Source organism: Lampropedia cohaerens (assembly GCF_001005215.1).
Taxonomy (GTDB): Bacteria; Pseudomonadota; Gammaproteobacteria; order Burkholderiales; family Burkholderiaceae_C; genus Lampropedia; species Lampropedia cohaerens.
The window spans coordinates 69,569-91,640 of sequence record NZ_LBNQ01000020.1; the positions used below are offsets into that span (position 1 = coordinate 69,569).

The following is a 22,072-nucleotide window of genomic DNA, read 5'->3' on the forward strand; positions in this document are numbered from 1 at the left end:
AAGCCCGCTGTTGGGCGGGCATGCAGTGTTTTCGCAAGCCGCTGGTGCCTAAAACAGGGCTAATGGCGTCGTAGTCAAGCGCATAGCCGACGTGTCCGGTCTGGACAGGGGCCGTGGTGATCGGATCCTGGCTCGATCAGGTGCCGCGATTGCCATTGGCGGTCGGCGGTCTTGTTCATCATCGCGGCGGTTGTGGCGCAGCGGCACGGCCTCACCCGCAGTCAGGGAGCAGGCAGCAACTATCCCGTTACCAGAGGAACGGTGCGTGCGGTGTTCTTTGGGACGTTCTCAGGCAGGTACCTGCTGCGACAGTTGCTCCAGCAGCGACACCTGCGCAAGCACAGGAGGCGGCGCTACTTGGGCGCCCGCCACTATTTCGCGGATGTATTGCGCCGTGGCTCCGGCCGAAACATCGCTTGGCCATGAGGGCATGGCAGAGATCCGCTCCTGTTGGGCCTGCTGCAGGCAACGATGTTGCCCGCCTATGTAGGCATCAATTTGCTGAAAGCGGCGTGCGTCTGCGACTGCTTCCCCCTCCAGACCACGCAGCAAAATGGCATCGGACTGCAAGTGCCGATACATGGCGTCCATAAAGACGCGGTACTCTGCATGTGTGTAGCTGCCGACGACGATGGCGCGTCTCCTGCAGGGATTCATCAGCTTGACCAAGCTGTGGGCACTGTTGCGAAGCCCGATGGTGTAGCGCACACGCAGCAGCCAATGCAAACTGGGTGCCAGCACTTCAATCGGTAGAAAGTTGACACCCGTATCGGATACTTGCGCAATCGACGTCAATGGCGAAATTCCCAGTGCCGCCAATACCTGTGCCGATGTTGTACGCCCCGATTCCTGCACGACGCCGTGCATGATGACGCGCACGCCGCGCTGCACCAGTAACAGAGCCAGCAATGGCGTAAGTACAGGGTATCTTCTCGCGCCGTTGTAGCAGGGGATGACCACGGTACTGCAGCCCGACGCGGAAGGCGCGATCAGCTCCATGCTGGCGCGGGCGGCGTCCATGAAGCCATGCATCTCCGCGACGGTTTCGCCTTTTATGCGCATGGCAACGCAGAAAGCGCCGATTTCCAGGTCAGTGGCTTGGCGGTTTAAGACCTGTGCGAAAAGATCCGTCGCTTGTTCACGCGTGAGGGCTCTGGCTCCGTCCCTGCCGCGACCAATTTCCTTGATGTACTTTTGAATGCTCATGAATGGGGGAAGATGCGGTCAGGGCCGCCTTGATTCGTTGGGGTGCGCCGAATGCATGAAAGGCCAGTTTTGTTACTCCAGCAGCGCGGGTGTCGTGCTATCGATAGGTCCGGCCTTGCGCAAAAGCACGCACTATTTGCGCCTCTATGGCTGCACTAGCCAGCCGTCGGTGTGGGTCGCTGTGGGGCCACTTATCATGCGTCGTGTCGGAAAGTGCCGAAGGCGCAGACTGAAACATATCCGGTATGGCGTGTTGGGGTTATGGGCGCGTCGCGGACGGCGCTTATACGTTTATCCACACCACGCCGTCGCGTACTTCCACAGTGTATGTGCGTAGAGTGATTGCCTCATCTTCCATACACGTGCCGGTGCGCAGCTGGTAATGTTGTTTGTAGATCGGCGATGCCACCACCGGTTCGCCAGCGATGTCGCCAAGGATGCCACGTGAGAGCACGTTGGCGCAGCTTTTGGGGTCGTAGTTGTCAATGGCGAACAGACGTCCGTCTGGGAGGTGGAAGATGGCGATCTGACGGCCCTGCACCAGTGCGCACACGCCAGTGTTGAGCCAGATCTCGGCCAGCGGGCAAATCGGTTGCCAGCCGGCAGAGGCGGTGCCGGGATCGGGTGCTACGGTGTGAATGGGGGGTGTGGTGGTTACGGCGGTCATGGCGTTACTTCGTCACAGCAGGTTGCGCGAGGGCAGTCGCATGTTTTTCCTCTGGTCTGGCAGGCCGGATCTGGCGGCGCTCGGGCACAAACCGGATGTTTTCATCCTGCGCGTCGCTATTGACGAAGGTGCGAAAGCGCTTGCGTGTTTCAGGATCGCGAATGGCGCTTTCCCATTCGTCTTGATAGGTGTTCACCACATGCTGCATCTGTGCTTCGAGTTCAGCGCACAGGCCCAGGCTGTCTTCGAGCAGCACAGCCTGTAAATACTCCAGACCGCCTTCGAGGTTGTCGCGCCAGGTGCTGGTGCGTTGCAGACGGTCGGCGGTGCGTATGTAGAACATCAGGAAGCGATCGATGAGTGCAATCAGTTGCGCCTTGCTCAGATCGCTGGCCAGTAGTTCGGCGTGGCGTGGCTTCATGCCGCCGTTGCCGCAGACGTAGAGATTCCAGCCTCTTTCGGTGGCAATGATGCCAACGTCCTTGCCTTGCGCTTCGGCGCATTCACGCGTGCAGCCGGAAACACCAAACTTGATCTTGTGCGGCGCACGCAGGCCCTTGTAGCGGTTCTCCAGCTCCACTGCCAGACCGACGCTGTCGTCCACGCCGTAGCGGCACCAGGTGGACCCCACGCAGCTTTTGACGGTGCGCAGCGACTTGCCGTAGGCGTGGCCGGACTCGAAGCCCGCCGCGATGAGTTCCTCCCAGATCAGGGGTAGCTGCTCGACGCGCGCGCCGAACATGTCCACCCGTGCGCCGCCGGTGATCTTGGTGTAGAGGCCGTACTTCTTCGCAATGCGGCCCACCGCGATCAGCCCATCGGGCGTGACCTCGCCGCCTGGCATGCGTGGCACGACCGAGTAGCTGCCATCTTTCTGAATGTTGCCGAGAAAGTAGTCGTTGGAGTCCTGCAGGCCGGCCAGCTCCTTTTTCAGCACGAATTCGTTCCAGCAGGAGGCAAAGATGCTGGCTGCAGTGGGTTTGCAGATGTCGCAGCCCAACCCTTTGCCGTGTTTGGCCAGCAGCTCCTCGAAGGTTTTGATTGCACCCACGCGGATGAGGTGAAACAGCTCCTGGCGCGAGTAGGCAAAGTGTTCGCACAAGTGGTTGTTGATGGCCAGGCCGCGCTTGGCCATTTCGGCCTTCATCACCTGGGTGACCAGCGGCACGCAGCCGCCACAGCTGGTGCCTGCCTTGGTGCAGGCTTTGAGCGCGCCAATCGTGCAGGCGCCGTCCTGCACCGCCAGGACAATCTGGCCTTTGGTGACGTTGTTGCACGAGCACAGCACGGCGCTGTCTGGCAGCGCATTTGCGCCTAGGCCGGGCCTGGGCTTGCCATCACCAGCAGGTAGGATGAGCGATTGCGGATCCTCGGGCAGCGCCATGGCGTTGCGCGCCATTTGCTGCAAGGTGCCGAACTCCTGCGCATCGCCCACCAGTACGGCACCGAGCAGGGTTTTGCCATCGGCGCTGACGACAATTTTCTTGTAGATGTTGCGCAGCTCATCAGTGAAGTGAAAGCTGCGGCAGCCAGCGGTGCTGCCGTGTGCATCGCCGACGCTGGCGACATCCACCCCCATCAGTTTGAGCTTGGTGGACAGGTCTGCACCTTGGAACGCGGCATCGGCCTGGCCACTGATATGGACTGCGGCTACGCGCGCCATGTCGTAGCCGGGCGCCACCAGTCCGTAGGTCTGCCCATGCCAGCTGGCACATTCCCCGATGGCGTAGATGGCGGGGTCGCTGCTGCGGCATTGGTCATCAATGACGACGCCGCCACGCGGGCCGATGGCCAGCACGCATTGGCGCGCCAGTTCGTCACGGGGCCGGATGCCGGCGGAGAACACGATCATGTCCGCCTCCAGCCAGGTGTCATCGGCAAACACCATGCGGTGGCGTGCCGTCGCGCCATCGGTGATTTGCACGGTGTTGCGGCTGGTGTGGACCTGCAGGCCCAGTGCTTCGATCCTGCGGCGCAGCACCGCGCCGCCATTGGCATCCACCTGCACGGCCATCAGGCGCGGGGCAAATTCGACCACATGCGTCTGCAACCCCATGTCCCTGAGCGCCTTGGCACATTCCAGCCCCAGCAGGCCGCCGCCCACTACCACGCCACTGCGCGAGCGCGCGCCAGCCGCCTGCATGGCTTCGAGGTCTTCAATGGTGCGATAGACCAGGCAATCGGCGCGGTCCTTGCCCGGCACGGCGGGGACGAAAGGCATGGAGCCGGTTGCCAGTACTAGCTTGTCGTAGTGCAGGGTCTGGCCATCTGCCAGCGCGACAGTGCGGCGGCGACGGTCGATCCGGATGCACCTGGCTTGAAGGCACAGCTCCAGGCCGGGGCGATCGTAGAAGCCAGGCTCTACCAGGGACAGCTGCTCGGCCGTGGTGCCACTGAAGAAGCGCGAAAGATGCACCCGGTCATAGGCGGGGCGCGGTTCCTCCCCCAGTACGGTGATATGCAGGCCAGCATTGGGCAAGTCAGGGTGATGGCGCACCATCTCCTGCACAAAGTAGTGGCCGACCATGCCGTTGCCGATTACCAGGATTTTCGTTGTGTCGCTCATCGTGATGGTTCCTGTGCATGAGGGCATTCGCGCAGGCGCAAATGCAAAACGGCGTCCATTGCTGTCGGCCGCTGCGGTGCGGGGCCGGGAGCAATGGACGCCGTTGTCCTGAAGCGCTGCTGCGATGTGCGTCGCAGCAGCGCAAATGATTGGCTGTTGTGTCACTTGCCCAAACGGGCAGGTGATGCGGGCAGTCAAGCAAACTCTGTGCCGGAATGTGGGAGGTGCCGTGGGCCAGGAACTGCAGAACGCTGCCGGTGCCTCGCCGCCATGCGTGAACTAAATTGGTGCATTGCGGCGTCGGTGTAGGGCGGATGCACTACTTTGGTTGATGGGCGTTGGCCAACAATTGCTCGGCAACAGCGCTCAGCGGCATGCGTTGGTCCATCGCGGTGCGCTGCATCTGCTCGTAGGCGGCGGACTCTGTCAGCCCCGCATGACGCACCAGCAGCCACTTGGCCTGTTCGATGCGAATACGTTCCTGCTGTGCGCGGCGCGCCTGCAGCAGTGCCTGGTCTGCCTGCTGCAGGCGCGCCGCCTGGGCCTGCAGCAGATCCAGCAGCGAGCGCGACAGGCCTGCATTGATGCCGTCATCCGGCAAGGAGGATTCCAGTGGGCGCCCCTGCAGGCTGTACAGCACGGCGGTGGGAGGCTCGGGCGTTTCGGGCCGACTGCTCGCAACCGGTGCTCTCCCGCGCAGGCGGGCGTGTTCGCGGCAGGTGGCCGACAGCACACCCGCAAGCCGGACTTCGAGGCTGTGCATGGCGTCCATGCGCGCGCTGCAGAGATGAAACCAGGTGTCTGCCAGGCTGGGGTCGAGCGGCTGAGGTCCGCGCGGGGCGAGTACCAGCTGGCGCATGCGTTGCAGCGCGGTCTCGTCCTGGCGAAGCTCCGACCATGGCTGCAGCAGCGAGGTCGGCGCGTAATGCTGGAAGCCTTCGAAGCAACGCTCCTGGCCCTGCTGCAGGTTTTGCAGTGTGGCTTGCTGCAGTTTGTTGAAGCTGCCCATGGCAAAGCCACTCACGCCCAGCGCGCGTTCCTGGCCACACAGCTCTTTGCCTTGCATGAAATTCAGCAGGGCGACCATCATCCGTGTGATGTCGGGATCGGTCACACCATCCATGGCCTCGAGAACGGCATTGAGCAGGCTGGCAATGCTCTGGCTGAACAGCTGGAAGGCATGCGCGTCGTCGATGTCGTGATGACGAACGCGTCTGCGCAGGGCGGGCATCTCGTCGAGCCTGTACAGTGCATGCGCGATCGCGTTCATCAGCCGTGCACTGCGCCAGATGCCCAGCGTCGCGAGGGCTGGTTGCTGGAGCATGGCGCGCCACTGTGCCTCGATTTGGCTGGCGCCTTCGCTGAGTTGATCCAATGCAGGCAGACGCTGGGCATCGCTGCGGCATAGCAGCAAGTTGGAGTAGCCGCGCTCCTTTTGCAGGGCGTGGATGAGCTGCCCTGTCAGCACCACGAAGTCGCAGGTCTGCGCCAGCTCCGTAAGGGCCTGTTGCTCCTGCGCGCGTGCCGCGAGCATGTACTGGCGCGTCAGCGCGCCCGGACTGATTCTGTCGTGGGTCTTGTTCATGGCGTCCAATCCGTGGCAGATCGCGTCATGCCTGCCGGCGTCGGCGAGGCGCGTGCGACTGCGCCGTGCGTGCTGCGGCTACAACGTCGCCGACGATCATGATGGCTGGGCTGCGCAGCCCAAAGGCGGTGGCATCGGCCTGCATCTGCGCGAGCGTGGTTCGGCATAGGCGCTGCTGCGGCAGGCTGGCATTCTCGATCAGTGCGACAGGGGTGGCAGCTGCCATGCCGGCTGACAGCAGCTGCCTGCGCGTGTTGGCCAGCGTGGCGACGCCCATGTAGATGACCAGGGTTGTTCCGGCGCGCACCAGCGCCTGCCAGTCGGGACTGCGCCCGTCCTCGGTATGGGCGGTCAGGAACGTGGCTCCCAGCGTGATGCCGCGCATGGTCAGTGCGATGCCGCACCCTGTGGCCGCAGCCAGACCTGCCGTGATGCCATTGACGACGCCGCAGTCAATGCCGTGGCGGGCAAGGCGGGCCATTTCCTCGCCCGCTCGGCCAAATATGCATGGGTCGCCGCCCTTGAGGCGCACCAATCGCACCCCCTGGCGCGCGTAGCGCAGCATCAGACGCTCAATGAATGCCTGTGGCGTTGAGCGACAGCCGCCGCGTTTGCCGACATGGATGATGCGGGCCTGGGGGCAGTGTTCAAGGACGCGTGGGTTGACCAGGTCGTCGGTCAGCACAACGTGGGCTGCGCGCAGGATGCGCACGGCCTTGAGGGTCAAGAGTTCGGGGTCGCCCGGGCCTGCGCCTACCAGCCAGACAGCGGGCTCCTGATCGTGGCCGGGCAGAGGTTTTGCGATATGGTGCATAGCATTATGTGGCAAGCACGAAGTGGGCAAGCGCGAGCAAGTGTTCAGCGGTCAGCCGAGCACATGCTTGCGGGGCGCGGTCTTCAGATGCGTCACGTATAACGAAAGGCCTGTGATCGAGAGCCCTCCCACCAGGTTGCCTAGCACCACGGGAATCTCGTTCCAGATCAGATAGTCCATGATGGAAAAATTGCCACCCAGCATGATTCCTGACGGAAACAGGTACATGTTGACCACCGAGTGCTCGAACCCCATGCCGAAGAACAGCATGATGGGCATCCACATGGCGATGACCTTGCCGCTGACGGTGGTGGAGATCATGGCGCTGACTACGCCGAGCGACACCATCCAGTTGCACAGCACGCCGCGAATGAAGATAGTGAACCATCCGCCGACGCCATGCGCGGCATAGCCGAGCGTGCGGTTCTCGCCGATGTGCGATATGAACGCGCCCATGTCCCCGGGATCGCTGGTAAAGCCGTAGGTGTAGGTCACAGCCATCATGAAGGCGACGGCCAGCGCGCCGGTGAAATTGCCGGCGAAGACAATTCCCCAGTGCTTGAGAATGGCCGTGACGGTGACGCCGGGACGCCGATCCAGCCATGCCAACGGGGTAAGCATGAACACGCCCGTGAGCAAGTCAAAGCCCATCAGATACAACATGCAAAAACCGACCGGGAACAGTGCGGCGCCGAGGATCGGGATTCCCGTCTGCGCCGTCACGGTGATGGCAAACACGGCAGCGATGGCGAGTATCGCACCGGCCATCGCCGCACGGATGAAGGCATCGCGCGTGGCCATGTAGAGCTTCGACTCCCCGGCATCCACCATTTTGGTGACGAACTCGGCAGGGACGATGTAGGACATGCAGGTTTCCTTTCGGACAACGAATTGGTGGAGGATGCAGCGTCAGATAGCAAAAGGCGCCATGAACCCCGCGGGGTTCATGGCGCCTTTGCCAGTTGACGAATGAATTTGTTAGGACGGCCTCCGCGGCCGACATTTTTTCCAAGCAGGAAGCATGCCAAGGAAAATCCGCCACTGCGCAGGTGACTGCACCAGCGCAGTGCAGCGTGCACGGATTGGGGGGTCAGTGCAGGAAGTGACGCACGCCCGAGAACACCATCACCACGCCGCGCTCGTTGGCTGCGTCGATGACTTCCTGATCGCGCACCGAGCCGCCGGGCTGGATGACGCAGCTGGCGCCGGCATCGACGACCACGTCCAGGCCGTCACGGAAGGGAAAGAACGCGTCGCTGGCCACGGCCGTGCCCTGCAAGCTGAGCTTGGCGTGCTCGGCCTTGATGCTGGCGATGCGTGCCGAGTCGAGCCGGCTCATCTGGCCGGCGCCTACGCCCATGGTCATGCCGTTCTTGCAGAAGACGATGGCGTTGCTTTTGACGAACTTGGCCACCTTCCAGGCAAACAGCAGGTCATCGATTTGTTCGGCGGTGGGCTGACGTTCGGTCACGACCTTGAGGTCGCTGGCTTTGAGGACATGGTTGTCCGAGCTCTGCACCAGAATGCCCGAGCCCACGCGCTTGACCTCCTGGGCGTTGCGGCCGTTGTCCCATGGGCGTGGGCCGCCGGGCGGCAGGGCGATCTTGAGCAGGCGCACGTTGGCCTTGCTGCGGAAGACTTCCAGCGCTTCGGCGCTGAAGTCCGGTGCCATCAGCACTTCGACGAACTGCTTGGCCACGGCCTGCGCAGCGCGCCCGTCCAACGGCCGGTTGAAGGCGATGATGCCGCCGAAGGCGCTGGTCGGGTCGGTCTGGAAGGCCTTGGAGTAGGCCTCCAATGGATCGGCTCCGATGGCCACGCCGCAGGGATTGGCATGCTTGACGATGACGCAGGCGGGCACGTCGAAGCTCTTGACGCATTCCCAGGCGGCATCGGAATCGGCGATGTTGTTGTAGCTTAGGGCCTTGCCCTGCAACTGCTCGGCCGTCACCAGCGAGCCGGGTGCCGGTTGCAGGTCGCGGTAGAACGCCGCCTGCTGGTGTGGATTCTCGCCATAGCGCAGGTCCTGCAGCTTGACGAAGCTGCTGCTGAGCTGGGCTGGAAAGTCGCTACGTTCGGGCGCATAGCGCTCGTCGCTGGCACGGCTGTCATCGAAGGACAGGGCAGACAGGAAATTGCTGATGGCTGCGTCATACTGGGCGATGCGGTTGAAGGCAGCCACGGCCAGTTCAAAGCGCAGCCTGGTTGGCAGTGCGCCCTGCTGCAGCGCTGCGAGCACGGCCGCGTATTGCGAGGCATCGGTGACGACACCAACATCCTTCCAGTTCTTGGCGGCGCTGCGCACCATGGCGGGGCCGCCGATGTCGATGTTCTCGATGGCTTCGGCCAGCGTCACGTCAGGCTTGGCCACGGTAGCCTCGAACGGGTAGAGGTTGACCACCAGCAGATCGATGGTCTCGATGCCGTGCGCCTTGAGCGCTTCCATGTGGCTGGGCTGGTCACGCCGCGCCAGCAGTCCACCATGAATCTTGGGGTGCAGCGTCTTGACCCGCCCGTCGAGCATTTCGGGAAACTGGGTGACTTCGGCAACTTCCGTTGCCGGGATACCGGCTTCGGCCAGCAGTCTGGCGGTTCCGCCAGTGGAAAGAATGCGCACGCCATGCTGCGTGTGAAGGGCCCGGGCGAAGTCAACAATGCCGGTTTTGTCAGAGACGGAAATCAGAGCGGTCAGAGCCATGGCTGAATGGGCGTTGGTGGGAAAACCCGCCATTGTAGGTTGTAGGGCAACTTCATCAGATGCGCGCTGCCGCGCAGCGGCCGTGGCAAACTGCATCCTGGTCCGCGATGACCATGAACTGTTTTCGAGAGGATTGTTTCGATGCGCTTGCTGCTTGCCATCTTTTTACCGTTTCTGGCGTTTTTCACCATTGGCCGTCCGATTGCGGGCATCGTCTGCCTGATTTTGCAGATTACGTTGATTGGCTGGCTGCCAGCTGCGTTGTGGGCGGTGTATGCGTTGAGCCAGTACAACACCGACAAGAAGATTCGTTCTCTGGGCCAGTAAGACTCACATCTGTGCCTCTCAGCTGGCGCGGCCTGTGCGATTGCCTGGTGTCGCACAGATGGCGCCTGGGCCGTTTTTAGCGTTGTGTGCCGCTGCGCTGGCGCCGCGTGCGCACCGCGTCAGCCAGTTGCTGCAGCACGGGGATCGTCTGCTCCATGCTGATGCAGGCATCGGTGACTGACACGCCCCAGGCCAGCGGCTGCCCGGGCACGATGTCCTGTCGGCCCTCGTTGAGATGGCTCTCGATCATGAGGCCGGTGATGCGTGCATCGCCGGCGGCAATCTGGCTGGCCACGTCCTGCGCAACATCGATCTGGCGCAAGTACTGCTTGTTGCTGTTGGCGTGCGAGACGTCGATCATGACCTGTTCGCGCAGGCCGGCTTTGCGCAGCAGGGCGCAGGCGGCATCGACATCGGCGGCGCTGTAATTGGGTTGCTTGCCACCGCGCAGGATGACGTGGCAGCGCTGGTTGCCGGTGGTCTCGAAGATGGCCGACTGCCCCATCTGCGTCATGCCGATGAAGGCGTGCGGCGCGCGCGCAGCCAGGATGGCATCGACTGCGACCTTGACGCCGCCATCCGTGCCATTCTTGAAGCCGACCGGGCATGACAGGCCGCTGGCAAGCTGGCGGTGGCTCTGGCTTTCGGTTGTGCGCGCGCCGATCGCGCCCCAGCTGACCAGGTCGCTGATGAACTGCGGCGACAGCAGATCCAGAAACTCGGTGCCGACCGGCAGCCCCAGCGCAAGAATCTCCAGCAGCAGGGCGCGCGCCTTCTGCAGTCCGTCGTTGATGGCAAAGCTGCCGTCCATGTTTGGATCGTTGATGAAGCCCTTCCAGCCAACGGTGGTGCGCGGCTTCTCGAAGTAGACGCGCATCACCACCAGCAGGTCCTTGGCCAGGGCGTCCGCCTGTTGTTTGAGCCGGGTGGCGTACTCGATGGCCTGCGCATGGTCGTGGATGGAGCAGGGGCCGACGACTACGATCAGCCGGTCATCACGGCCCTCCAGCACATTGGTCAATGCGCTGCGACTGGCTGCGACCAGCGCGTGCGTGGCTGCGGGCGCCGGCAACCACTCCCGCAACAGGGCAGGGGTGATCAACGGCCGGATGGACTTGATGTGCGTGTCTTCAACGGAGTTGCTGGCTTCGGGCGCTAGGCAAGAGGGTCTGGATGGGGTCACGGTTGGAGTGCTGGCGTGCAGACAGAGAAATGGAACGACGGGCGCAATTATTCCAGCTTGTCTGACGCGCGTGCGCGTATGCCCTGATGGTGCAGTGCAGGATGGCATGCCATCATGGCCAGTGGGCATCATTTGTAGTTCCAGCGTGCACTTGCAGCAGCGCCCTCTCCCCTCTCCAGTCACCGAAAAGACAGGCCATGGACGAACCCATTCTTACCATGCACGAACGTGAAGCGATCAACGGTGGTCGCTGGTTCAATACCCTCTCTCCCACACTCCGACACGACATTCTGCGATGTGCCAACGTCAGACGCTTCAAAGATGGTGCCCTGATCTGCGCGCGTGGCGACACGCCCGAGGAGTGGATTGCCTGCGCCAAGGGCGCAGTGCGGGTGAGCTCGACCTCGCTGACCGGCAAGCAGATCACCCTGACCTATGTGGAACCGGGCGTGTGGTTTGGCGATGTGGCGCTGCTCGATGGCGACAAGCGCACGCACGATGCCTATGCGCATGGCGACACGACGGTGCTGCAGGTCTCCAAGAGCGATTTCTTTCGCATCCTGGAGACGCACGTGGAGTTCTACCGCGCGATTTTGCGCCTGCATGCACGACGCATCCGGGGGCTCTTCGGGCTCGTGGAGGACCTCAACACGCTGCCCTTGCGCGCGCGGCTGGCCAAGCAACTGCTCCATCTCGCGCGCAGTTACGGCATTGCCGATCTGGCCGATGGCAGCCACATCCGCATTGGGCTGCAGCTGGCACAGGAGGAGCTGGCCCAGTTGCTGGGCGCTTCGCGCCAGCGCGTCAACCAGGAGCTCAAGGCGATGGAGCGCGAGGACATTCTGCGCATCGAGACGGGCGGGCTGGTGATCCGCGATCGCGACGCGTTGCTGCGGGTGACGCAGGCGGTGGATTAGCGACGCTGGCTTCTGTCGGCGTGTGGGATGGAGCGACAACCGGTGGACAGGAGCGGCGATGAGCGAATTTGACCATTTCGTTGGCACCCGCGCAGTGCCGACGCAGCACGCCTTCGACGCGCCAGCGCTGCAACGCTGGCTCACTGCCAACCTAGAGGGCTTCGAGGGACCCTTGACGGCGGAGCTGTTCCAGGGAGGGCAGTCGAACCCGACCTACAAGCTCATCACACCGACGCGGAGCTACGTTATGCGCTCCAAGCCTGGCCCATCCGCCAGGCTGCTGCCATCGGCCCATGCCATCGAGCGTGAGTTTGCCGTCATGCGTGCGCTGGCGGACACAGATGTGCCGGTGCCCCGCATGCTGGCACTGTGCGAGGATGAGGCGGTCATCGGTCGCGCCTTCTACGTCATGGAGTTCAAGCAGGGGCGAGTGCTCTGGGACCAGGCGTTGCCTGGAATGACTGCGGGCGAGCGTGCCGCCATCTATGACGAGATGAACCGCGTCATCGCCGCGCTGCATAGCGTCGACTACCGTGCCAGCGGATTGGCCGATTTCGGGCGACCCGGCAATTATTTCGAGCGCCAGATCGGGCGCTGGAGCAAGCAGTACCGGGCCTCCGAGACGCGACCCATCGAGGCCATGCATCGCCTGATGGAGTGGCTGCCTGACAATATTCCGGCATCGGCCAGCGATGCGGACCTGAGTGCCATCGTGCATGGGGACTATCGCATGGACAACCTGATGTTTGCGCACGATGCTACGGCAGTGGTGGCTGTGCTGGATTGGGAGTTGTCCACCATCGGTCACCCGTTTGCCGACTTCAGCTATCACTGCATGAGCTGGCACATACCGAGCGGGGTGTTCCGCGGTATTGCCGACCTGGATCTGCCCGCACTGGGCATCCCCGATGAGCAGAGTTACATACGCCGCTACTGCGAACGTACTGGTTTTGCGTCAGTGGAGCAGCTGACCGCAGACTGGAACTTCTACCTCGCCTACAACATGTTTCGCCTGGCTGCCATCCTGCAGGGTATTGCCAAGCGCGCCGAGCAGGGGCTTGCCAGCAGCGCACGTGCCAAGTTGCAGGGCGAGAACGCCGCGCCGCTGGCGGAGATGGCTTGGCGCAAGGCCCAGCAAAGCAGCGTTGGCCGCTGAACCCTTCTCGCGCCCGCACCGTCCCTGGGCGAGCGATCCCCGCAGCATTTGCCGCCCCATCACGACCAAGGAGTACGCATGGATTTCGACTATTCCGCCCGGACCAGGGAACTGCAGCAGAAGCTGTTGCGCTTCATGGACGCGCATATCTACCCCAACGAGCTCGCCTACCAGCAGGAGCTCCAGGCCAATACCGTCGCCGGTAAGCGCTGGATGCCGCTGCAGACCATCGAGACACTCAAGCCCAAGGCTCGTGAGGCTGGGCTGTGGAACCTGTTCCTGCCCGTTGATACGGCCGAGCAGTCGGGCTACAGCGGCGCCGGACTGACGAACCAGGAGTACGCGCCGCTGGCGGAGATCATGGGCCGCGTGACCTGGGCCTCGGAAGTGTTCAACTGCTCCGCGCCCGATACCGGCAACATGGAAACGCTGGCACGTTATGGCAGTGATGCGATCAAGCAGCGCTGGCTCAAACCCTTGCTGGAGGGGCAGATCCGCTCGGCCTTTGCGATGACGGAACCGGCAGTCGCATCATCGGATGCGACCAATATCGAAACCCGCATCGAACGCGATGGCGACAGCTACGTCATCAATGGCCGCAAGTGGTGGATCTCCGGCGCCGGAGACCCTCGCTGCCAGGTCTACATCACCATGGGCAAGACCGACCCGCAGGCGCCACGTCATGCCCAGCAGAGCATGATTGTCGTGCCTGCAGATACCCCGGGCGTCAAGGTACTCCGTCCACTTACGGTGTTTGGCTACGACGACGCGCCGCACGGCCACATGGAAATGGTGTTTGAGAATGTGCGTGTACCGGCCGATCACATTCTTCTTGGGGAGGGGCGCGGTTTCGAGATCGCGCAGGGGCGCCTTGGGCCGGGCCGCATCCATCACTGCATGCGCCTGATTGGCCAGGCCGAGCGTGCGCTGGAATATATGTGCCGTCGGGCACTGGCGCGCACCCCGTTTGGCAAGCCGCTGGCCGAGCAGACCGTGACCCAGGAGCGTATTGCAGAGGCGCGCTGCCGCATCGACATGGCACGCCTGCTCACACTCAAGGCCGCATGGATGATGGACATGGCCGGCAACAAGGCGGCGCGCACCGAAATCGCGATGATCAAGGTCGTGGCACCGAGCATGGCGTTGCAGGTGATCGACTGGGCCATGCAGGTGCATGGGGCGGGGGGCCTGTGCGAGGACTTCCCGCTCGCCTACCACTATGCCAATGCCCGCACCTTGCGTTTTGCCGACGGGCCCGACGAGGTGCATCGCAATGCCATAGCAAAATGGGAACTTGGCAAGTACGGGGAGACACTGGATCGCCATGCAGAGCCTCCCGTGACACGGGGTTGTTGACGTGCCGCCGAAGGGATGGCGGTGGCAGGGCCAACTACAATGGGGTATGCGCTCTGCGCAGCCACTTTTTACTTGCCCGATCACTATGCCTACCGAAATCCTTCCCGTTGCTTCCGTCTCAACCAAGGCCAATGTCTATTTCGATGGCAAGTGCGTTAGCCACGATCTGCTGACCGCAGGTGGACAACGCAAGTCGGTGGGAGTGATTTTTCCGGCCCAACTGACCTTTGCCACTGCCGCGCCAGAGACGATGGAGTGCGTCGGTGGTGCATGTGAGTACCAACTTCAAGAGAGCGGCCCCTGGCTGCGTTGTGAGCCGGGCCAATCGTTCCAGATTGCGGGTAATGCCCGGTTCAATATCCGAGTGCCGGAAATTTTTCATTACATTTGTCATTACGGCTGAAGTTGCGGGCGCTTGACTGCGCTCGCCGTCAGTTCTGGGCGAGGAGGCAGGCGATGGCAAGCAACCGGACCGCTACGGCTGCGGGCAGGCAGGCGGTGATGCAGAACCTGCAGGCGTTGCAGGCATTCCTGCAGCAGTATCCGCCGTTCGACCAAATGGACGCGGTCCATGTGCTGTATCTGCTGGAGCATTCGCGCCTGGTGTTCTTCGCGCAGGGGCAGGTCATCCTTGCGCCCGGCGATGGCAAGGTGGCGCACTGGTACGTGGTGCGCCAGGGCCATGTCATTGCGCGACGTGGCGATAGTGGCAGCGAACCGGACGTGCCGCTGGACCTGCTGCCTGGCGACAGCTTTCCCTTCGCCGCCATCATTGGCGAACGCGCTTCGCGCCGTACCTACACCGCAGCCGAGGACAGCTTCTGCCTGCAGTTGCCAGTTGCTGATTTCGCCCGGCTGATGGAAGCGTCCGAGCCCTTTCGGCAGTACGCCTTGCGTGGCGTCAGCACTTTACTTGGACGTGTGGCTGCACAGCTTCAGGCCAACGCCACGCAATCGCTCAGTACTGGAGAGTCGCTGGACACGCCCCTGGCTGAACTGGTGTTGCGCCAGCCGGTCACCTGCCCGCCGAGTGCGACCATTCGTGAGGCGGTCGGCATCATGGATGCGCAGCGCACCAGCAGCATCGCGGTCGTAGACGGGCAGATGCAGCTGCAGGGCATCTTCACACTGCGGGACCTGCGGCGCGTGGTGGTGCGCGATGAGCCGCAGCTGGAAGCGCCGATCACGCAGGCCATGACGCCGCACCCCGTGAGCCTGTCGCCGCAGGCCACTGTGTTCGATGCGACGCTTGTGATGGCGCAGAGACAGATTTCGCATCTGTGCGTTGTCGAAGGCGGCCGCCTGTTGGCGGTAGTGTCTGAGCGTGATCTGTTCGCGCTGCGGCGTCTGGATCTCGTGCATCTCGCGCGGGCGATCCGTGCGGCACCGGATATGCCTGCGCTCAAGCAGGCGCGGCAGGACATGACACGGCTTGTGGCCGCCATGCTGGCGCATGGCGGCAGCGCCGCGCAGGTGCTGCGTATCGTCACCCAGCTCAACGACCACACCGTAGCCCGCACGATCGAGCTCGTGCTGGCAGCGCATGGCCAGCCGGAAGTTGACTTTGGCTGGATCGCGTTTGGCAGCGAGGCGCGCGGTGAGCAGACGCTGCTGACCGATCAGGACAACGGTCTGATTTTCCGGGCTGACAACGAGGCGCACGCGCAGACCCTGCAAGCGCAATTGTTGCCATTGGCACAGGCCATCAACCAAGCGCTGGACGAAGTGGGGCTGAACTGGTGCGCGGGCAACATCATGGCCGGCAATCCGGCGCTGTGCCGGGCCGATTTCCAGTGGCAGCGTTTTTTTGCGCAAATGCTGCGCGAGTCCAGCGCGCAGGATGTGCTGCATTCGACCATCTTTTTCGATGCCAGGCTGGTATGGGGCGAGGACTGCGGTTTCGCTCAGATGCAGCGCCTGGCGGTCGATGCCGTGCAGCAGGAAACAGTCTTTCAGCGATTGATGGCCACCCACGCGCTGGCACGCAGGCCGCCGCCAGTCGGGGGACTCAGGAAAAAGTTGCTGAACGTGATGGGGGTGGGGCAGGAGCGGCTGGATCTTAAAAAGGACGCCATCACGCTTTTCGTCGATGCCGTACGCGTGCTGGCATTGGCGCATGGCATTACCGCGGCCTCCACGGTGCGGCGCCTGCAGCTGCTGGGGCAGCAAGGCGCGCTGACGCCCGCGCGCGTGCAGGCCTGTGAAACAGCATTCAACTACCTGCAGCAACTGCGCCTGCACCAGCATCAGCAACAGGCGTTGCGCGCAGCGCCACTGGACAACGGAATTGACGTGGCCACCCTCAATACGCTGGAGCAGCGCGTTTTGCGCGGCGCTCTGGTCGAAGCCGCGCGTCTGCAGGATGTGCTGCGGCTGCGTTACCAACTATGAGCAGGTTTTGAGAGCGCGCAGATTGGCGTGATCTGGAGCAGCAATGGCACGCAAGCGAGCACGAACCGGTTTTCTGCGCCAGTGGCAGCACTGGCTGGCACGGCTGTCAGGCCGCGCTGACAACGGCGGCTTGGCGCCGCAGTCATTGCCGGCAGGCCTAGATGCGGCGCAGATGCGTGCGCGCCTGGCCGCGCTGCCGGCATTGGCCTCTGCTGCCGACCAGCGCCTGGATGCGCAGCCTATCGTTGTGCTGGATCTGGAGACCACCGGACTTAACCGTCGCCGCGATGTGGTGCTCTCCATAGGCGCCATCCGCATCGAGGCGCAGGGCATCGTGCTGGGCAAGACATTCGCGCGCGTGCTCAACGTGGAGACGGCGTTGCCGCTTACTGGGCAGCTGTTTCACAGCCTGACGAAGGAGGATCTGCGACAGGGTGACGATCCGCGCCAGGCACTGCTGGAATTGCTGGAGTGGGGGCACGATGCAATCTGGCTGGCCTGGCACGCCTGGTTCGACGAAGCCATGCTGCATCGTGCGGCAGGCCAGTGGCTAGGCTTGTCGCCCGCGGTGCTGCCGCGCCTGCATGATCTGGCGCATATCATGCCCGCACTGCTGCCCGAGCATGCCCGCTGCGGGGGCGATCTGGATGCATGGCTGCAGGCCATGCGTCTTGGCAACAGTGCGCGCCATGACGCGGTGGCGGACGCGATGGCTACCGCCGAGCTTGCGCTGATTGCACTGCAGCGTGCCAGGGCATGTGGGCTGACGACCTGGAGCGAGGTGATTGCTGCCGCGGCGAAGCAGCGCAGGCAGGGAGATACGGCGCCGCTGGCGTTCTGAGTAACCGTCTTGACTTTCAAGACGGTTACTCAGGTTCTCAGAACTCGAATGCGTTGGCTTCAGGAAAATTCTGCAGGCGTGGCAGGTTGTAATCCCATGGCGTTTGCACGTCGAACTGACCGTCGCGCTTGGTGACGACGTGTATGCGCATGATGGGATCTTCGCCCACGCAGGCAATCAGGCGTCCGCCATCGTTGAGGGCGGCGAGAAGATGCTGCGGCAGCTCTGCCACCGAGCCAGACAGAGCGATGACGTCAAAGCCACCGGCTGGCACGTCCACAGCGGCGTCGCGTTGCAGGACCTGGACATTGTCCACGCCGTTGTCACGCAGATTCGTGCTGGCCATCGCGACCATGTCTGGCGCAATGTCCACGGCCACGACTTCCTGGGCCATGGCCGCCAGCAGCGCTGCGAAGTGACCCGATCCGGCACCGACCAGCAGGACTCGCTCATGGGACTGCACATCCAGGTTCTGCAGCATGCGCGCCTCAATCTTGGGCGGCAGCATGACGGCATCCGGGCGCTCCAGCAGTTGTTCCTCGGGCACCAGCGGCACGGCGATGTCCATGAAGGCCAGTGAATAGTAGGCCGGTGGCACGAACCGTTCCCGTTTGACGCGCGCCAGCACCGCCAGCACCATGCTGTTGTCAACGTTCCATGGGCGGATCTGCTGCTCGATCATGTTAAAGCGCGCGACATCCTCGGGACGGACAAATTCCTGAAGGCGGTTTTGTGGCAATGTCATCGTGGTTACTCCCTGAACCAAGGATTGGCGCCGCAAGATATGGCGGCGTGCTCTTGCGATTTTAATGGTGCTTGGACGCAGTCCTTTCAACGCCTTCGCTTTCCGGATGCTGTAGGCACTTTCGGCGTCCGCCTGTTACTGCACAGTGCACAAGTGCAGCGGTGCCTCTGCCCAGGTGCTTGGCGGCGTGGCCTTTCATTCGCCTTGCATGGGGTGACGCGAGGATGTGCGCGCCTTGTCGCTGCGGAAACCTGTTCGGCCCGGGAATCTTGAGAGGGACGGTGCGCCGACACGGCCGGTCGGGGAGCATGTCCGCCGGCGCGATTCGGCCGGTTTGGGGATAATCGCGCAGCCGCCACTGTGGCTGGTTCCGTTTTCTTCCCGCGCGCACATGCCGCGCCATTGCATCATGTCCACCGTATCTGCATCCAGCGCACACCCCGCCTCCTCGCCCCTGCGTCAGGATGTCCAGGTCATCGGCATTGTGGGCCTGGTGCATGCCAGCAGCCACTTCACGCAGCTGGTGTTGCCGCCGCTGTTTCCGTTGCTGCAGCCGTACTTCGGCGTCAGCTACGCTGCGCTTGGTGCCGTGCTGACGGTATTTTTCATTGCCTCGTGCCTGATGCAGGCACTGTCGGGGTTCATCGTCGATCGTTGGGGCCCCAGGCCGGTTCTCTATGCGGGGCTGGCCTGCATGGCATTGGGGATTTTGGCCTTCGCAGCGGCGACGTCCTATGGCGTGCTGCTGGCGGCTGCCGTGCTGGCCGGTGTGGGCAACGGCGTGTTCCATCCGGTGGACTTTACCTTGCTCAATCGCAAGGTCAGCAGCAGTCGGCTTGGCCACGCTTACAGCGTGCATGGCATCACGGGCAGTCTGGGCTGGGCCCTTGCGCCAGTGCTGGTGGTGCCGCTGGCACAGCTGGCAGGCTGGCGCGTTGCCCTGCTGGCGGCAGCTGCCGTGGTGGCGGTGGTGCTGCTGATGGCGTTGACAGCCCATCGCTTGCTCGATTCTCAGGCGCTGCCCGTGGGCAGGATGGGGGCGAAGCCCGCTGCGCAGGTGCGGCCCGTCATGCCGTCGCCGGCGACCTCGCCGCTGGGCTTTCTGGCGCTGCCTGCAGTGTGGATATGCATGCTGTTTTTCTTCCTCTACGCCATGGTTTTGAGCGTGGTGCAGACGTTTGCCGGTCCTGCTGCCGCGCATTTGCATGCCATGCCTCTGGCGTGGGTGGCATTATGCGTAACGGTGTACATGGTCGCCAATGCCGTTGGCATGCTCGTTGGCGGCTTTCTCGTGCAGCGCGCGCTGCGTGCCGAGCGCATCGTGGCAGGCGGCTTTGTTGTGGCGGCAGTGTTTGCTGCGGTGGTAGCGCTCGCTCCCGTGCCGACGTTGCTGGTGCCCGCGGTGTTTGGGCTGATGGGGTTTGTCACGGGGCTGGCAGGCCCGTCGCGCGATATGCTGGTCAAGCAGTCCACCCCGGTGCAGGCCAGCGGCCGGGTGTATGGCGTTGTCTATAGCGGGCTGGACATCGGGCAGGCCAGCGCGCCGCTGCTGTTTGGCTGGCTGATGGACCATGGCCACCCGCAGGCAGTATGGGTGGGGCTGGTGCTGGTTCAGTTGGCGTTGGTTGCGAGCGCGGCGCTGGTGGCGCGGTTTCAGCGGACGTGACCGGCGCAGCTGTGCATCAGTGAAGGATCTGCCCGAGAAAGGCGATCGTGCGATCGGACTGTGGATTCGTGAAGAACTGCTCGGGCGGCGCGATCTCGACGATTTCTCCCTTGTCCATGAAGATGACGCGGTCGGCGACGGTGCGCGCAAAGCCCATCTCGTGGGTCACGCATAGCATGGTCATGCCACTTTCGGCCAGGCTGACCATGGTGTCCAGCACTTCCTTGACCATCTCCGGATCCAGAGCCGAGGTGGGCTCGTCAAACAGCATGATGCGCGGCTTCATGCACAGGGAGCGGGCGATGGCCACGCGCTGCTGCTGGCCTCCGGAGAGCTGACCGGGGTACTTGCCCGCCTGCTCGGGAATGCGCACGCGCTCCAGGAAATGCATGGCGATTTCCTCGGCCTCCTTCTTGGGGAGGTTGCGCACCCACATCGGTGCCAGTGTGCAGTTCTGCAGCACCGTCAGATGGGGAAAGAGGTTGAAATGCTGGAACACCATGCCGACCTCGCGGCGGATTTTCTCGATCTGCTTGAGATCGTTGGTCAGCTCCACGTCATCGACGACGATGCGGCCCTTCTGGTGCTCCTCCAGACGGTTGATGCAGCGGATGGTGGTGGACTTGCCTGACCCGGAAGGTCCGCACAGCACAATGCGTTCGCCTTGCCTGACCTTGAGGTTGATGTCCTTGAGAACGTGGAAATCGCCGTACCACTTGTTGACGTCTTCCATCAGGATGATGTCCTTGGGGGCGTGTTCAGCAGCGTGTGTCTGGGTGCTCATGAGAACGGTTCCTAGTTTGAACGAGGCGATGGGAGTCAGCGTGCGTGGCCGCGGTTGAGCTTTTTCTCCAGGTGTATCGAGTAACGGGACATGCCAAAGCAAAAGAGCCAGAAGACGAATGCAGCGAACACATAGCCTTCGACCGACATGCCCAGCCAGGCGGGGTCGACCGTGGCCTGATGGATGCTGTTGAAAAGGTCGAACAGCCCGATGATGATCACCAGACTGGTGTCCTTGAACAGCGCGATGAAGGTGTTGACGATGCCCGGTATCACCAGCTTGAGCGCCTGTGGCAGGATGACCAGTCCCATCATGCGCCAGTAGCCCAGACCGAGTGCGGCGGCGGCCTCATACTGGCCCTTGGGCAGCGCCTGCAGCCCGCCGCGTACGACCTCCGCGATGTAGGCCGCCTCGAACAGGATCACGGCAATCAGCGCGCGCAGCAGCTTGTCGAAGTTCATGCCTTCTGGCAGGAACATCGGCAGCATGACCGATGACATGAACAGCACCGTGATCAGCGGCACGCCGCGCCAGAATTCAATGAAGGTGATGCAGATCACCCGCAAGGCCGGCATGTCGGAGCGCCTGCCAAGTGCCAGGAGAATGCCAAGTGGCATAGCTCCGGTGATGCCTGCTGCGGCAATGACCAAGGTCAGCATCAGGCCACCCCACTGAGCGGTGGGGACGGTCTCAAGGCCCAGGATGCCGCCGCCATACAGCAGCCACCATGCAATGACGGGATAGAGCACGATGTAGCCGATGCCATAGAGCATCTTGCGTTGGAACTGCCTGAGAAACAGCGGCACGGCGGCGACGATGGCCAGGATGACCGTCAGATCGACGCGCCAGCGCAGCTCCTGCGGATAAAAGCCGTACATGAACTGCGCAAAGCGCATCTTGATGAACACCCAGCATGCGCCGCCGCTGACGCAATCTTCGCGGGTGGTGCCTGCGAGGTCGGCGTCAACCAGGGCCCAGCGCAGCAGCGGCGGGATGACCAGATACAGCAGGTACAGCGACAGCAGCGTCAGCAGCGTGTTGTACCAGCTGGAAAACAGGTTGCTGCGCATCCACGCCAACGGGCCGACGGTGGAGTGGGGCGCTGGCAGGCTCTCCTTGAAGTGGTGAACCTTGCCGCGATGTCCTTGGGGTAGTGGGCTCATGGTGGCG

General features: G+C 63.0%; 19 protein-coding genes. 8 read left to right on the forward strand and 11 right to left on the reverse strand.

The features are described 5' to 3' along the window. Positions 1–288: 288 nt before the first annotated feature. The 7 genes from ybiB to purH all read right to left on the reverse strand — a co-directional run bounded on the left by ybiB (position 289) and on the right by purH (position 9,536). Positions 289–1,206: a DNA-binding protein YbiB gene (gene ybiB / locus AAV94_RS05680; RefSeq protein WP_046741360.1), complete on the reverse strand. Its 918-nt coding sequence runs from the start codon at positions 1,204–1,206 to the stop codon at positions 289–291. A gap of 283 nt (positions 1,207–1,489) precedes the next feature. Beyond that, the gene (gene nirD / locus AAV94_RS05685; RefSeq protein WP_084824765.1) at positions 1,490–1,873 is read right to left on the reverse strand and encodes a nitrite reductase small subunit NirD; all 384 of its coding nucleotides are present in this window, start codon (positions 1,871–1,873) and stop codon (positions 1,490–1,492) included. Positions 1,874–1,877: 4 nt separating this feature from the next. Continuing rightward, positions 1,878–4,439: a nitrite reductase large subunit NirB gene (gene nirB, locus AAV94_RS05690; RefSeq protein WP_046741361.1), complete on the reverse strand. Its 2,562-nt coding sequence runs from the start codon at positions 4,437–4,439 to the stop codon at positions 1,878–1,880. Positions 4,440–4,758: 319 nt separating this feature from the next. Next, entirely contained in the window at positions 4,759–6,024 is a 1,266-nt protein-coding gene (locus AAV94_RS05695; protein ID WP_046741362.1) for a nitrate regulatory protein, read from the reverse strand. A gap of 25 nt (positions 6,025–6,049) precedes the next feature. After that, a complete protein-coding gene (cobA, locus tag AAV94_RS05700; RefSeq protein WP_046741363.1) occupies positions 6,050–6,838 on the reverse strand; it encodes a uroporphyrinogen-III C-methyltransferase in 789 nt (262 codons plus the stop codon). Positions 6,839–6,889: 51 nt separating this feature from the next. Continuing rightward, a complete protein-coding gene (locus AAV94_RS05705; RefSeq protein ID WP_046741364.1) occupies positions 6,890–7,705 on the reverse strand; it encodes a formate/nitrite transporter family protein in 816 nt (271 codons plus the stop codon). Between the two features lie 223 nt (positions 7,706–7,928). Beyond that, entirely contained in the window at positions 7,929–9,536 is a 1,608-nt protein-coding gene (purH, locus tag AAV94_RS05710; protein WP_197408016.1) for a bifunctional phosphoribosylaminoimidazolecarboxamide formyltransferase/IMP cyclohydrolase, read from the reverse strand. 141 nt (positions 9,537–9,677) lie between these two features. Here purH and AAV94_RS05715 point away from each other — a divergent pair, with 141 nt between their 5' ends. Next, positions 9,678–9,863, forward strand: a complete 186-nt coding sequence (locus tag AAV94_RS05715; RefSeq protein WP_046741365.1) for a YqaE/Pmp3 family membrane protein — start codon at positions 9,678–9,680, stop codon at positions 9,861–9,863. A gap of 76 nt (positions 9,864–9,939) precedes the next feature. Here AAV94_RS05715 and AAV94_RS05720 read toward each other — a convergent pair whose 3' ends face one another. Further along, entirely contained in the window at positions 9,940–11,046 is a 1,107-nt protein-coding gene (locus AAV94_RS05720) for a 3-deoxy-7-phosphoheptulonate synthase (RefSeq protein ID WP_046741366.1), read from the reverse strand. Between the two features lie 197 nt (positions 11,047–11,243). Here AAV94_RS05720 and AAV94_RS05725 point away from each other — a divergent pair, with 197 nt between their 5' ends. The 6 genes from AAV94_RS05725 (at position 11,244) to AAV94_RS05750 (ending at position 17,707) form a co-directional block, all read left to right on the forward strand. Continuing rightward, positions 11,244–11,963, forward strand: coding sequence for a Crp/Fnr family transcriptional regulator (locus tag AAV94_RS05725; RefSeq protein WP_046741367.1), 720 nt, complete (start codon positions 11,244–11,246; stop codon positions 11,961–11,963). Between the two features lie 58 nt (positions 11,964–12,021). After that, positions 12,022–13,119 (forward strand): phosphotransferase, encoded by a 1,098-nt coding sequence (locus tag AAV94_RS05730; RefSeq protein ID WP_046741368.1) that lies wholly within the window; start codon positions 12,022–12,024, stop codon positions 13,117–13,119. 78 nt (positions 13,120–13,197) lie between these two features. Next, positions 13,198–14,475 carry an acyl-CoA dehydrogenase family protein gene (locus AAV94_RS05735; protein WP_046741369.1) on the forward strand — a complete coding sequence of 426 codons (1,278 nt, stop codon included), beginning with the start codon at positions 13,198–13,200 and terminating at the stop codon, positions 14,473–14,475. Between the two features lie 85 nt (positions 14,476–14,560). Further along, the gene (gene ppnP / locus AAV94_RS05740; RefSeq protein ID WP_046741370.1) at positions 14,561–14,878 is read left to right on the forward strand and encodes a pyrimidine/purine nucleoside phosphorylase; all 318 of its coding nucleotides are present in this window, start codon (positions 14,561–14,563) and stop codon (positions 14,876–14,878) included. A gap of 53 nt (positions 14,879–14,931) precedes the next feature. Next, positions 14,932–16,866, forward strand: coding sequence for a DUF294 nucleotidyltransferase-like domain-containing protein (locus AAV94_RS05745; RefSeq protein ID WP_046741371.1), 1,935 nt, complete (start codon positions 14,932–14,934; stop codon positions 16,864–16,866). Between the two features lie 43 nt (positions 16,867–16,909). Further along, positions 16,910–17,707 carry a 3'-5' exonuclease gene (locus tag AAV94_RS05750; RefSeq protein WP_052754932.1) on the forward strand — a complete coding sequence of 266 codons (798 nt, stop codon included), beginning with the start codon at positions 16,910–16,912 and terminating at the stop codon, positions 17,705–17,707. A 37-nt stretch (positions 17,708–17,744) separates the two neighbouring features. Here the strand turns inward: AAV94_RS05750 and AAV94_RS05755 are convergent, their stop codons facing one another. Then, positions 17,745–18,452 carry a protein-L-isoaspartate O-methyltransferase family protein gene (locus tag AAV94_RS05755; RefSeq protein WP_046741372.1) on the reverse strand — a complete coding sequence of 236 codons (708 nt, stop codon included), beginning with the start codon at positions 18,450–18,452 and terminating at the stop codon, positions 17,745–17,747. A gap of 409 nt (positions 18,453–18,861) precedes the next feature. On the opposite strand from AAV94_RS05755, the gene AAV94_RS05760 reads away from it, so the two are divergent. Continuing rightward, positions 18,862–20,118: an MFS transporter gene (locus AAV94_RS05760; protein ID WP_046741436.1), complete on the forward strand. Its 1,257-nt coding sequence runs from the start codon at positions 18,862–18,864 to the stop codon at positions 20,116–20,118. A gap of 16 nt (positions 20,119–20,134) precedes the next feature. On the opposite strand, the gene AAV94_RS05765 is transcribed toward AAV94_RS05760, so the two are convergent. Together AAV94_RS05765 and AAV94_RS05770 are read right to left on the reverse strand one after the other, a co-directional pair. Next, positions 20,135–20,902 carry an amino acid ABC transporter ATP-binding protein gene (locus AAV94_RS05765; protein WP_046741373.1) on the reverse strand — a complete coding sequence of 256 codons (768 nt, stop codon included), beginning with the start codon at positions 20,900–20,902 and terminating at the stop codon, positions 20,135–20,137. A gap of 35 nt (positions 20,903–20,937) precedes the next feature. After that, on the reverse strand, positions 20,938–22,065 hold the full coding sequence (locus tag AAV94_RS05770; protein ID WP_046741374.1) for an amino acid ABC transporter permease: 1,128 nt from the start codon (positions 22,063–22,065) through the stop codon (positions 20,938–20,940). Positions 22,066–22,072 lie beyond the last annotated feature (7 nt).

Excerpts from the sequence above, each read along its gene's own strand:
- ybiB (WP_046741360.1), bottom strand. The coding sequence starts at position 1,206 with ATGAGCATTCAAAAGTACATCAAGGAAATTGGTCGCGGCAGGGACGGA.
- nirD (WP_084824765.1), bottom strand. The coding sequence starts at position 1,873 with ATGACCGCCGTAACCACCACACCCCCCATTCACACCGTAGCACCCGAT.
- nirB (WP_046741361.1), bottom strand. The coding sequence starts at position 4,439 with ATGAGCGACACAACGAAAATCCTGGTAATCGGCAACGGCATGGTCGGC.
- AAV94_RS05695 (WP_046741362.1), bottom strand. The coding sequence starts at position 6,024 with ATGAACAAGACCCACGACAGAATCAGTCCGGGCGCGCTGACGCGCCAG.
- cobA (WP_046741363.1), bottom strand. The coding sequence starts at position 6,838 with ATGCACCATATCGCAAAACCTCTGCCCGGCCACGATCAGGAGCCCGCT.
- AAV94_RS05705 (WP_046741364.1), bottom strand. The coding sequence starts at position 7,705 with ATGTCCTACATCGTCCCTGCCGAGTTCGTCACCAAAATGGTGGATGCC.
- purH (WP_197408016.1), bottom strand. The coding sequence starts at position 9,536 with ATGGCTCTGACCGCTCTGATTTCCGTCTCTGACAAAACCGGCATTGTT.
- AAV94_RS05715 (WP_046741365.1), top strand. The coding sequence starts at position 9,678 with ATGCGCTTGCTGCTTGCCATCTTTTTACCGTTTCTGGCGTTTTTCACC.
- AAV94_RS05725 (WP_046741367.1), top strand. The coding sequence starts at position 11,244 with ATGGACGAACCCATTCTTACCATGCACGAACGTGAAGCGATCAACGGT.
- AAV94_RS05730 (WP_046741368.1), top strand. The coding sequence starts at position 12,022 with ATGAGCGAATTTGACCATTTCGTTGGCACCCGCGCAGTGCCGACGCAG.
- AAV94_RS05735 (WP_046741369.1), top strand. The coding sequence starts at position 13,198 with ATGGATTTCGACTATTCCGCCCGGACCAGGGAACTGCAGCAGAAGCTG.
- ppnP (WP_046741370.1), top strand. The coding sequence starts at position 14,561 with ATGCCTACCGAAATCCTTCCCGTTGCTTCCGTCTCAACCAAGGCCAAT.
- AAV94_RS05745 (WP_046741371.1), top strand. The coding sequence starts at position 14,932 with ATGGCAAGCAACCGGACCGCTACGGCTGCGGGCAGGCAGGCGGTGATG.
- AAV94_RS05750 (WP_052754932.1), top strand. The coding sequence starts at position 16,910 with ATGGCACGCAAGCGAGCACGAACCGGTTTTCTGCGCCAGTGGCAGCAC.
- AAV94_RS05755 (WP_046741372.1), bottom strand. The coding sequence starts at position 18,452 with ATGACATTGCCACAAAACCGCCTTCAGGAATTTGTCCGTCCCGAGGAT.
- AAV94_RS05760 (WP_046741436.1), top strand. The coding sequence starts at position 18,862 with ATGTCCACCGTATCTGCATCCAGCGCACACCCCGCCTCCTCGCCCCTG.
- AAV94_RS05765 (WP_046741373.1), bottom strand. The coding sequence starts at position 20,902 with ATGAGCACCCAGACACACGCTGCTGAACACGCCCCCAAGGACATCATC.
- AAV94_RS05770 (WP_046741374.1), bottom strand. The coding sequence starts at position 22,065 with ATGAGCCCACTACCCCAAGGACATCGCGGCAAGGTTCACCACTTCAAG.